The following is a 10,914-nucleotide window of genomic DNA, read 5'->3' as shown; positions in this document are numbered from 1 at the left end:
AAACGGCGCCAGCCGGTCCTGCAGGCTTTCGAGGTCGCGCGCCATGCTGAAGCCGACGACGTCGGGGCGCGTTGCCAGGAATTGCCCGAGCTTGAGATAGGCCGGGCCCATCCGCGTCAGCGCGCGCGAGATCCGCGGTCCCTGCTTGACGCCGCGGCGTTCGATGATGCGCGCAAGCTTCAGCGCAAGTTGTCCCGGCGGCGGCACCAGGCTCGGATCGACGGCGCCGAACACGCCTTCGCGCGCAAACACCAGCGCGGCGCGGATCAGGCGCGATATGTGGGTGATGGCAGAAATCACAAACGCCAGCCCGAATGCAATGCGACGATGCCGCCGGTCAGTGTCTGAAAATTCACGCGGGAAAAGCCGGCGTCACGGATCATGTCGGCGAAGGCGTTCGGCTTTGGAAACTTGCGGATCGATTCGACCAGATACTGATAGGATTCGGCATCGCCCGTGACCATGCGGCCGAGCGGCGGGATCACCTTGAACGAGAACAGATCATAGAGCTTGTCGAGGCCGGGCATCTCGACCGTCGAGAATTCCAGGCACAGGAACCGGCTGCCGGGCTTGAGCACGCGATAGGCCTCGCGCAGCGCAAGGTCGATCCGCGGCACGTTGCGAATGCCGAAAGCGATCGTATATGCGTCAAAGCTGCGATCGGCGAAGGCGAGCGCCTCGGCATTGCCTTCGACGAAATCGACCTGGGTTTCGAGATGTCGTTTTGCGGCGCGTTCGCGCCCGACCTCCAGCATCCCGGAATTGATGTCGCAGACCGTGGCATGGAAGCCCGGGCCTGCCGCTTTTGCAGCCCGGAACGAAATGTCGCCGGTGCCGCCGGCAACGTCGAGCAACGCGAACGGACTGTCGCCCCTGGGCGGATTGAGGGCGTTGATCATGATGTCCTTCCAGACCCGGTGCAGGCCACCGGACATCAAATCGTTCATCAAGTCATAGCGCGACGCCACGCTGTGAAACACATCGTTCACCAGCGTCTGCTTGTCCCCCAGGGGAACGTCTTTGAAGCCAAAATGCGTGGTTTCGCCCGGCCGATCCATTACTCTACTCCACTGGCGGACCATAGCGCGGCCGCCGCAATGGCGCTATCACACCGCCCTCATAAGGTGAATGCCTGACCATGCCTGAATTGCCCGAAGTCGAGACCGTCCGCCGCGGCCTTCAGCCGGTCATGGAGGGTGCGAAAATCCTCGTTGCGGAGGCCCGCCGGCCCGACCTGCGTTTTCCGTTCCAGCCGGATTTCGTCGCCCGGCTCCAGGGCCAGGTCGTCACGGGGCTCGGCCGCCGTGCAAAATATCTCATGGCCGATCTCGCCTCCGGCGACGTGCTGTTGATGCATCTGGGCATGTCGGGCTCGTTCCGCGTCATCAAGCCGGACAACGACGCGCAGCCGGGCGAGTTTCACTATCCCAAGGGCAAGGACTCCACGCACGATCACGTGCTGTTTCGCATGTCCTCGGGCGCCGACATCGTGTTCAACGATCCCAGGCGCTTCGGTTACATGAAAGTGATCGCGCGCAATGCGCTCGAGGACGAGCCGCTGCTGCGCGACCTCGGGCCCGAGCCGCTCGGCAACGAATTCGATGCGGCGATGCTGGCGCGATCCTGCCAAGACAAGACCACCAGTCTGAAGGCGGCGCTGCTCGACCAGCGCGTGGTCGCCGGGCTCGGCAACATCTATGTCTGCGAGGCCCTGCACCGCTCGCATCTGTCGCCGCGCCGGATCGCGGCGACGCTGTCGACCAAAAAGAGCGAGCCCACGGATCACGCCAAGCGGCTGGTTGGCGCGATCCACACCGTGCTGAACGACGCCATCAAGGCCGGCGGCTCGTCGCTGCGCGACCATCGCCAGACCTCCGGCGAGCTCGGCTATTTCCAGCATTCGTTCAAGGTCTATGACCGTGAAGGCGAGACCTGCAAGACATCAGGATGCGGCGGCACGGTGAAGCGCTTCACCCAGAACGGCCGGTCGACCTTCTGGTGTCCGAAATGTCAGAAGTGACGTAGCGCCGTAGCCCGGATGGAGCGCAGCGTAATCCGGGGCCTTCGCGCGACGGACGCGGTGCCCCGGATTTCGCTGCGCTCCATCCGGGCTACGAATGCTCGCGCACAGCCGTTTTACCCGCTGAGTCAAACGTCTGCGCGCCGTTGCCGAGGTGACTCGGTCGCGAGCGGTTCTACTGTGCATAGGGTTGTTTTCGAGATTTTGTTCGAGAGCGTGCTCGCCCTCGCCAAAAAACGCGAAGCGAAGCAATCCGGCCGGGCTGGTGGCCGGATTGCTTCGTCGCTGGGGCCCTTCCGGATGGTGAAGGGCCGGCTGTCGTCTGGGCGATGCCCCGCTCAGGACGCCAGTGTTTCGTCGGCCGCAAGCTCGGTGGCGGCGTGCAGCATGCCGTCCGCGGCCGAGATGACCTGGTCGATCAGGACATTGGTCGTGGCCTCGAGCTCGAGCCGGGTCTCGATCCACTGCCAGAGGCCGCGGATCTCGTCAGCCGACTTGCCGTTCGGCGCGAACTCGCTGACCGCGAGGCCGCTGCCGAGCGAGTCCTGGTGGTCGTTGCGCATCACGATCAGCGGGCGCGCAAGCACGTCGGCGAGATCGAGCGCGGCTTCCTCGGCGAGCGTGTTGGCCGCGTTGTCGATGCGCTGGCCGCGGATCGGGGTCTGGTTCAGCACGAAGCTGTAGGGCCGTTTCCAGGCGCGCGCGACGCTGAGGGTCGAGACCGTCGCCTCGATGTCGGCGACGCTCGGGCGGGCCGGGATCAGGCAGAGATCGGAATGGCGGATCGCCGCGGTGGTGGCGGCGGACAGGCCGGCCGCGGTGTCGACGATCGCGAGCTGCAGGCCGCTGTCGGCGAGCATGTTCAGGCGCGGCTCGATGTCGGCGGCGTGATAGATCGGCTCGACGACGACGTCGTCATTGTTGCGGCGGCGTGCCCAGTTGGACAGGGTGCCCTGCGGGTCGGTCTCGATCAGGCGGACAGTGAAGCCGGCCTGCTTGGCGGCCAGCGCGAGGCCAATGGCCAGGGTGCTCTTGCCACTGCCGCCCTTTTGGGTGGCGAGTACGATCGTGTGCATTGGAAGATGAATCCTTTGGAGTGCTTGGGTCTCGGGATAACGCCACGCGAACGTGCATCGCTTCTCGATGCTGAGCTCTTCTCGCTCAGGACGTGCCCTGCCCGATCCAAAGGGGACCGCGGATGTCCGAATCAACTGGTAACGATGATGGCAGAATCGGGAATGCCAGCTAATCCGTACCATTACTGGACCCGTAATCGTGCGTGTGATGTGCTCGCCGCCGTGAATAGGAAAGGCAATTGCATGAGCGGAAACTGGCGCGGCCGGACGGCGACCACATTTGAATGCCAGAAGATGCCGGCGGTCTCGAGCCGCGGCATGGTGGTGAGCAACCATCCGCTGGCCTCCAGCGCCGGCGCCGAGATGCTGGCGGCCGGCGGCAACGCCATCGACGCCGCGATCGCAACCCTGTTCACGCTGACCGTGGTCGAGCCGATGATGGTCGGCATCATCGGCGGCGGCATGGCGCATATCCGGCTCGCCGACGGCAGCCATCGTTTCATCGACGGCCAGAGCACCGCACCCGCGGCGGTGCGCGACACCACCTACACCTCGAAGCCCGGCTCGGCGCATGATGTGTTCGACACCGTCGGCAACGAGAATCTCAACGGCGCGAAAGCCGTCGCGACGCCGGGTTCGCTGAAAGCCTGGTGCGAGACGCTGCGAAGGTTCGGCACCATGAGCCTTGCCGACGTGATGCAGCCCGCGATCAAGCACGCCGCGCGCGGCTATGCGGCGACGCCTTATCTGCACGAATGCATCAGCGAGAGCGCTGCCGAGATGCGCAAGGACAAGCCGATCGCGGCCGTCTTCCTGCCTGATGGCGAGCCGCTCAAGGTCGGCGATCGCGTGGTGCAATCGGAATATGCCGAGACGCTCCGCACCATCGCCGACCACGGCGAGACCGCGCTCTACGAGGGACCGCTCGGCGACATCCTCGCCGACTACATGGAGAAGACCGGCGGCTTCGTCCGCCGCAATGACCTTGCCAATTACAGGACCGTCGAGCGGCAGCCGATCCGCGCCGATTATCGCGGCTGGACCATCCTTGGTCCGCCCCCGCCGGCGGCGTCCGGCGTGCATATCGCGCAGATGCTGAACATTCTGGAAGGCTATGACATCGGTGGTCTCGGCTTCGGCACGCCGGAGACCATCCACTATCTCGCCGAGGTCCTGAAGATCGCCTTCGCCGACCGCGCCGCCGCCAGCGGTGATCCTGACTATGTCGGCGTGCCCGTGGAGAAGCTGACCTCGAAGGCCTATGCCGAGGAGCGCCGCCGCGCGATCGATCCGGCGCGCGCGCAGGCCTGGGGCGCCGGCGTGACGCAGCTCGAAAGCGCGCACACCACGCACATGACGGCGGCGGATAGCTTCGGCAACGTGGTCGCGACCACGCAGACCATCAACAATCTGTTCGGCGCCAAGATCATGATCCCTGGGCTCGGCGCCATCGCCAACAATTACATGAACCTGTTCGATCCGCGTCCGGGCCACGCGTTGTCGGTCGCGCCAGGCAAGCGCGTCACGACCTCGATGTCGCCGATGATGGCGCTGCGTGACGGCAAGCTGTGCTATGCGCTCGGCCTGCCCGGCGGCAAGCGCATCTTCCCGAGCGCGATGCAGGCCCTGGTCAATCTGATCGACCACGGCATGAGCTTGCAGGAAGCCGTCGAGGCGCCGCGGGTCTGGACCGAGGGCAACGCGCTCGAAGTCGAGCAGAAGGTGCCGGAGGCCGTGCGTTTGAAGCTTGCTGCGCTCGGTCACAAGGTGCAGCCCGTCGCGACGGTCGCCGGCGGCATGAACGGCATCGCCTTCCACGACGACGGCACCATGACCGGCGCCGCCTGCTGGCGCGCGGATGGCACGCCGGTTGGGATTTCCGGAGGGCTCGCGCGCAGCGGCGTGCGGTTCAGGCTGAGCTAGTGGAGTGTTCCCAGGACGCTCTGGCGGTTTTTGAGCTTCGTTGGCAATTTTTGGACAAGGGCATTCGCTGGTTTTCCGGCAAGTGTCGCATGCCCGGCCTGATCGAGCGGATGACGACATGAGTCGTGCGCTGTATGCTACGCAACTCTGACGACGGGGTTGTCGGTCGGTGTTCGGGTAAGGTTGCGCGTATGGGTGGAGATGGAGTCAGCGATTTCCTGGCCGGGGGCGGCGAAATGGGCGCTTTGGTGCGCGCGTTCGACTGGTCGAAAACGTCGGTAGGCTCTCCGGAAACCTGGCCCCAAAGTCTTCGCGTTACCGTCCGGCTCGTTCTGACCTCGCGCCACCCGATGTTCATCTGGTGGGGGCCAGACCTCGTCCAGTTCTACAACGATGCATACAGGGAGACGATGGGGCCTGAGCGGCACCCGAGCGCCCTGGGAGCACGGGGCCGCGAGTGCTGGGCCGAGATCTGGGACATCATTGGTCCGCAGATCGAGTACGTCATGTCGGGCCAGGGTGCGACCTGGAACGAGGACCAGCTTGTGCCGGTGACGCGTCATGGTCGTCGCGAGGACGTTTGGTGGACGTATAGCTATGGTCCGATTGACCTCGAAGACAAGGTGGGCGGCGTGCTTGTCGTCTGCAGAGATGTCACGTCCGAGCATACGGCAAGGGAAGCGCTGGGCCTCATCAATGAGGAGCTGAAGCACCGCGTCAAGAACACGCTTGCGGTCCTGAGCGCGGTCGCTGCCCAGACATTTCGCGAGCCGTCCAGCAGAGCCGATCTCGAAAAGTACCAGGCGCGACTTGGCGCGTTCGGCCGCGCGCATGACCTGTTGACCGCCGCAAATTGGGCTGCCGCGCCCCTTCGGGATGTGGTCGACACCGCTCTCATGCCCTATCGGACAGGCGAAGGCCGCTTCACGGTCTCGGGTCCGCCACTCGTCGTCAAGTCCCGGCAGGCGCTCGGCCTGTCCCTTGCGATCCACGAGCTCGCGACCAACGCGTTGAAGTATGGCGCGCTGACCGTGGCGAGCGGCCGCGTGTCGATCACCTGGACGGCAGGCGATCAGGACGGAAAGCCAAAGTTCGTTTTCGTCTGGCAGGAATTCGGCGGGCCAATGGCGTCGAAGCCCTCCCGCGTCGGCTTTGGTTCACGCCTCATCTCCCGGGTGCTGGAAGACGATTTTGGAGGTCCCGTCGACGTTTCCTATGACTCGACCGGTCTGGTTTGCCAACTGACTGCCCCGCTCGAAAATCTGGCAAACGCCAAAGGCGCGTGAGCCGGAGCGGAAGCTGCATGGTGCGGCGGCGCGACATTTTTTTGCTGCACGCGCCGAGACAGGAGAGGAAGCGCGGGCGTGGTCTGAATTACTTCCGCACGCAGATCACGCGGACGACAGCGGCTCTTGCATCGGTCGACGCGCCACTCGCCGCAACGCCGTTCGCTTTCAAAAAATCACGCACCGTTTCCGCTGACACCATCACGGCCTGTGACGCCGGCACCGCTGTCGCGGGTCCTGCGACCAGCGCCGGCTTCAACAGCGCGACGCCGGCGAACTTGCCGTCGCCGTCGATCGCGGGGCCACCTGAAAATCCAACCGCCGGCGCCGGCGACAGCGCCGAATCGCTTGATGTCACCGGCGCGAGCGCGCCCCTGACGCTCGACACGCCCGCCGCGCCGCCCTGGCTCTGCGGATCGGCAATACCGACGACATCGACACCCGTCTTGCCTGCGCCGCCGACGAGGCTGAGCGGCTTCAATCCGCGCGCGCCGTAGATGTGCAGCAGCGCAAGATCATGCTCCTTGTCCTCGGCGAGACGGTCGGCGCTGCCGTATCCGGCGATCGTGATCGCAAGACAGCCATCGGTGACGAGGCGATCGGCGAGGATCGCGCCGTCGTCGCTGACGACGATGCCGGTGCCGTATTCGACAGTCTTGCGCGGCGCCGGCCCGGCCTGCGGTCCGGCCGGAAATGCATTGAACGCGCTCGACATCGCGATCACGACCGGCTCGACCGTGTTCTCGGTCGCCTGGTCGTAGAGGATCGTCATGATGCGGACCTCGTCGCCCTTGAAGGTGCCGCGAACGTAGAATTTCTTCAGGCCCTGCAATCCTGAAAGCACGAAGAAATCCGGCTTCACCACGGTGTAGTCGACCTTGCGGTTCGGCTCCTTCTTCTCGGCGTCCGCAAGTTTTGCCGTGGTCGGGTTGGCCTCCTTGCGGCGGCTGAGCAGCACCTGCACGGTTCCGGTCGGCGAGGTCCATTTCGAGCCGTTGGCGTCGGTCGCCTGATTTGGCACCAGCTTGCCGGGGATGCCGAGCCGTGCGCCGCTGGTCATCTCCGTGACGATCTTCCAGCCGACGCTGTCCTGCTTGCGCCGCGCGGTCTCGGCCAGCGCGGCGCGCTCCTGCGGATTGAGCACGCCGGTCGGCTTGCCGCCCTTCAGCTTCTGATATTCCTTGATGGCCTCGACCATGCGCGTAGAGACGTCGCCGGTGATGGCGCCGTTATACTGGCCGACCCAGGCGAGGTCGGACTGGAGCGCCAGTCGCTCTCCCTGTGTCATGCCGTCCGCCGTCTCCGACGGCGTCTGCAATGCGGGCGGCTTGATCGGCACGGTCTGGACCGGCTTCGGCTTGGTGCCGGGGACTGGCGACGTCGTCATCTGGGCGTTCGCAGCCGTGGCGGAAGCAAACATCAGTGTTGCCGCAAGCATCGATCTCATGACAAATCCAGCCAGCCCATTGAACGCAGTGCCATTGAAGCACATCTCGTTGGTCGCGAACACTATTGGGGTGGTTCAGGTCTGCGATAAGGGTCAGACCCTCATCCTGAGGAGCCGCGAAGCGGCGTCTCGAAGGATGGAGGCCGAACTGTCGCAGCGGGGGCCTGCATGGTTCGAGACGGCGCTTCGCGCCTCCTCACCATGAGGGTTGAGAGGAACGTACGACTATGCTGAGCCCGGACGAACTCGAACGCTATGCCCGCCATATCGTGCTGCGCGATGTCGGTGGTCCCGGCCAGGCGGCGCTGAAACGGGCTTCCGCGCTGGTGATCGGCGCCGGCGGACTCGGCGCGCCCGCCTTGATGTATCTGGCCGCGGCCGGCATCGGCACGCTCGGCGTGGTCGATGACGACGTGGTGTCGCTGTCCAACCTCCAGCGCCAGGTGATCCATACGACGCCCGATATCGGCCGGCACAAGGTCGAAAGCGCGGCCGAGCGGATCGCCGCGATCAATCCGCATGTCCGCTTCGTCGGCCACGCCACCTGGCTCAACGCCGACAACGCGCTCTCGCTGATCGGCGATTACGATCTCGTGCTCGACGGTTCCGACAATTTCTCGACGCGCTATCTGGTGTCCGACGCCTGCTTCTTCGCGAAGCGGCCGTTGATCACGGCGGCGCTCGGCACGTTCGACGGCTCGCTCACCACCATCCGCGCGCACGAGAAAAACGCCGACGGCGTTTTCAACCCGACCTATCGCTGCCTGTTTCCGGAAGCGCCGCCGCCGGGCACGGTGCCGGCCTGCGCCGAGGCCGGCGTCATGGGCGCGCTCGCGGGCGTGCTCGGCTCGATGATGGCGCTGGAGGCGATCCGCGAGATCGTCGGCTTCGGCGACGGCCTGGTCGGCCGCCTCCTGATGATCGATGCGCGCGCGATGCGCTTCGAGACGCTGCGCTACGGGCGCGATCCCGCCAATCCGCTCAATGGCGATGGTCCCGTGGTCACCGACCTCAGCGCCCATCGCACCTGATCGCGGCCGTTACGCCGTGGCCGGCTTCTCGCTGTCGAGATGCGCCATCTGCTCGGCGGCGTAGCGCGTGCCGGCGGCGACGTTGGGCGGAAACGCCTTGGCCAGTGCCGCAAGATGAGCCGGCGTCAGCGTCACCTTCGTTGCACCGAGCGCTTCGCTGAGGCGATTGCGCGTTCGCGCGCCGACCAGCGGCACGATCTCCTGGCCTTGCGCCGCCACCCAGGCGATGGCGACCTGCGCCGGCGTTGCCCCGATCTCGCCGGCGATCGCGCGGAGGGATTCCACCAGCGCGAGATTGGCATCGAGATTCGCGCCCTGGAAGCGCGGCGTCATCAGCCGGTAATCGCGGCCGGTCTTGCCTGAATCCTTCGACCAGTGGCCGCTGATCAGGCCGCGCGCGAGCACGCCGTAAGCGGTGATGGCGATGCCGAGCTCGCGGCAGGTCCGCAAAATATCGCGCTCGATGCCACGCTCGATCAGGGAATATTCGATCTGGAGATCGGCGATCGGATGCACCGCATGCGCGCGGCGAATCGTGTCGGAGCCGACCTCGGACAGGCCGATATGCCTGATGTAGCCGGCCTTCACGAGATCGGCGAGGCCGCCGATCGTCTCCTCGATGGGAACGTTGGGATCGAGACGTGCAGGGCGGTAGACGTCGATGTAGTCGGTGCCGAGGCGCTGGAGCGAGTAGGCGAGGAAGTTTCTGGTCGCGGCCGGCCGTGTGTCCATGCCGGCGAATTCGCCGGCGGGCCCGCGCAGTGCGCCGTACTTGACGCTGATCTGCACCTTGTCGCGCGGCACACCCTTCAAGGCCTCCCGCACCAGCAGCTCGTTGTGACCCATGGCGTAGAAATCGCCGGTGTCGATGAGCGTGATGCCGGCATCGAGCGCGGCATGGACCGTGGCGATGGCCTCGCCGCGATCGGCCGGGCCATAGACCTCCGACATGCCCATGCAGCCGAGGCCGAGGGCTGAGACGTCCGGGCCGGTTGAACCGAGTTTGCGCTGTTCCATGATGGCTCTCCTTGATGAAGACGGCTGATTGCGCCGCGTGACGGGGCCAGATATGCGCCCGGTCGATTGCGCCGATAAGCTGGACAATCGGGAATAGCTTGTTCACATTGGCGGACAATGGCTGATCCTGATCTGCGCGATCTCGACGTCTTCGTGGCGGTCGCCCGCACCCGCAATTTCCGCCGCGCTGCGGTCGAAATTCGCGTGTCCGTATCGAGCCTTAGCCAGCGGCTGCGGGACCTCGAGGAGCGTCTCGGGGTCCGCCTGATGAACCGCACCACCCGCAGCGTCGCCCTGACCGAGGCGGGCGAGCTTCTGTTGTCACGGGTGGCCCCGGCGCTCCGCGACGTCGGCGATGCCCTGGATCAGGTCCGGGGCCTGCGCGAGGTCGCCTCCGGCCGCCTGCGCATCAACGCGCCGCCGCCGGCGGTCGATCTGGTGCTGGCGCCGATGGTCGGCCCCTTCCTCGGCGCGCATCCGCAGGTCGATCTCGACATCGTCTCCGAGAGTGGTTTCGTCGACATCGTCAGCGGTGGCTACGATGCCGGTGTGCGCTATGGCGAGCATCTCGCGCAGGACATGGTGGCGGTTCCGCTGAGCGGGCCGCAGAGTTACGTCGTCGTCGCATCGCCTGCGTACATCGCGCGCCGCGGCAGGCCGAAGCATCCGAAGGACCTGCTCGATCATGATTGCATTCGCGCGCGCTATTCGAGCGGGGTCATGCACGATCTGGAATTCGAGAAGGCCGGCCAGATCGTGAAGGTCGATCCGCCGGCAAAACTGATCTCGACCAATATGGGCCTGGCGATGCGCGCCGCACGCGACGGCGTCGGCATCTGGGCGACGCTCGACGGTTATGTCGGTGATGCCGTGAAATCCGGCGCGCTGGTCAGCTTGATGGAAGACTGGTGCGAGCCGTTTCCCGGCCCGTTCCTGTATTATCCGAGCCGGCGCCAGACGCCGCCCGCGCTGCGCGCCTTCATCGATTTCGTCGCCGACTGGCGCAAACGCGAAACGCGCAGACCGTAGACCGTAGACCCTCATGGTGAGGAGGCGCGAAGCGCCGTCTCGAACCATGCAGGCCCATCTCTTACCCGCGGCCATCCTTCGAGAC

The 10,914-nt window shown here is 65.5% G+C and carries 9 protein-coding genes and 1 pseudogene; 5 read left to right on the top strand and 5 right to left on the bottom strand.

Annotated elements, in window-relative coordinates:
• Window positions 1-300, bottom strand: a pseudogene (locus PMI42_RS11740) (ubiquinone biosynthesis protein UbiB); the annotation flags it as partial.
• Complete coding sequence (gene ubiE / locus PMI42_RS11735; RefSeq protein ID WP_008134008.1) at window positions 297-1,058, bottom strand: bifunctional demethylmenaquinone methyltransferase/2-methoxy-6-polyprenyl-1,4-benzoquinol methylase UbiE; 762 nt, start codon at window positions 1,056-1,058, stop codon at window positions 297-299. The gene ubiE and the pseudogene PMI42_RS11740, both read right to left, overlap by 4 nt.
• 80 nt (window positions 1,059-1,138) lie before the next feature.
• Here ubiE and mutM point away from each other — a divergent pair, with 80 nt between their 5' ends.
• Window positions 1,139-2,020, top strand: coding sequence for a bifunctional DNA-formamidopyrimidine glycosylase/DNA-(apurinic or apyrimidinic site) lyase (gene mutM / locus PMI42_RS11730; RefSeq protein WP_008134006.1), 882 nt, complete (start codon window positions 1,139-1,141; stop codon window positions 2,018-2,020).
• Window positions 2,021-2,358: 338 nt separating this feature from the next.
• Here mutM and PMI42_RS11725 read toward each other — a convergent pair whose 3' ends face one another.
• Window positions 2,359-3,096: a nucleotide-binding protein gene (locus tag PMI42_RS11725; RefSeq protein ID WP_008134005.1), complete on the bottom strand. Its 738-nt coding sequence runs from the start codon at window positions 3,094-3,096 to the stop codon at window positions 2,359-2,361.
• Window positions 3,097-3,339: 243 nt separating this feature from the next.
• Here PMI42_RS11725 and ggt point away from each other — a divergent pair, with 243 nt between their 5' ends.
• Window positions 3,340-5,019 (top strand): gamma-glutamyltransferase, encoded by a 1,680-nt coding sequence (gene ggt, locus PMI42_RS11720; RefSeq protein WP_008134002.1) that lies wholly within the window; start codon window positions 3,340-3,342, stop codon window positions 5,017-5,019.
• A 236-nt stretch (window positions 5,020-5,255) separates the two neighbouring features.
• On the top strand, window positions 5,256-6,305 hold the full coding sequence (locus tag PMI42_RS11715; protein WP_240535228.1) for a sensor histidine kinase: 1,050 nt from the start codon (window positions 5,256-5,258) through the stop codon (window positions 6,303-6,305).
• A gap of 88 nt (window positions 6,306-6,393) precedes the next feature.
• On the opposite strand, the gene PMI42_RS11710 is transcribed toward PMI42_RS11715, so the two are convergent.
• Window positions 6,394-7,752 (bottom strand): serine protease, encoded by a 1,359-nt coding sequence (locus PMI42_RS11710; protein ID WP_008134000.1) that lies wholly within the window; start codon window positions 7,750-7,752, stop codon window positions 6,394-6,396.
• 227 nt (window positions 7,753-7,979) lie between these two features.
• On the opposite strand from PMI42_RS11710, the gene PMI42_RS11705 reads away from it, so the two are divergent.
• Window positions 7,980-8,783 (top strand): HesA/MoeB/ThiF family protein, encoded by an 804-nt coding sequence (locus tag PMI42_RS11705; RefSeq protein ID WP_008133999.1) that lies wholly within the window; start codon window positions 7,980-7,982, stop codon window positions 8,781-8,783.
• Between the two features lie 9 nt (window positions 8,784-8,792).
• Here PMI42_RS11705 and PMI42_RS11700 read toward each other — a convergent pair whose 3' ends face one another.
• Window positions 8,793-9,800 carry an aldo/keto reductase gene (locus PMI42_RS11700; RefSeq protein WP_008133997.1) on the bottom strand — a complete coding sequence of 336 codons (1,008 nt, stop codon included), beginning with the start codon at window positions 9,798-9,800 and terminating at the stop codon, window positions 8,793-8,795.
• Between the two features lie 117 nt (window positions 9,801-9,917).
• Here PMI42_RS11700 and PMI42_RS11695 point away from each other — a divergent pair, with 117 nt between their 5' ends.
• Entirely contained in the window at window positions 9,918-10,829 is a 912-nt protein-coding gene (locus PMI42_RS11695; RefSeq protein ID WP_008133996.1) for a LysR family transcriptional regulator, read from the top strand.
• The last annotated feature ends 85 nt before the right edge of the window (window positions 10,830-10,914 follow it).

This window comes from Bradyrhizobium sp. YR681 (assembly GCF_000282615.1).
Taxonomy (GTDB): domain Bacteria; phylum Pseudomonadota; class Alphaproteobacteria; order Rhizobiales; family Xanthobacteraceae; genus Bradyrhizobium.
Note: the sequence above shows the minus strand (reverse complement) of the source record. Positions and strands in the feature narration are given on the sequence as shown.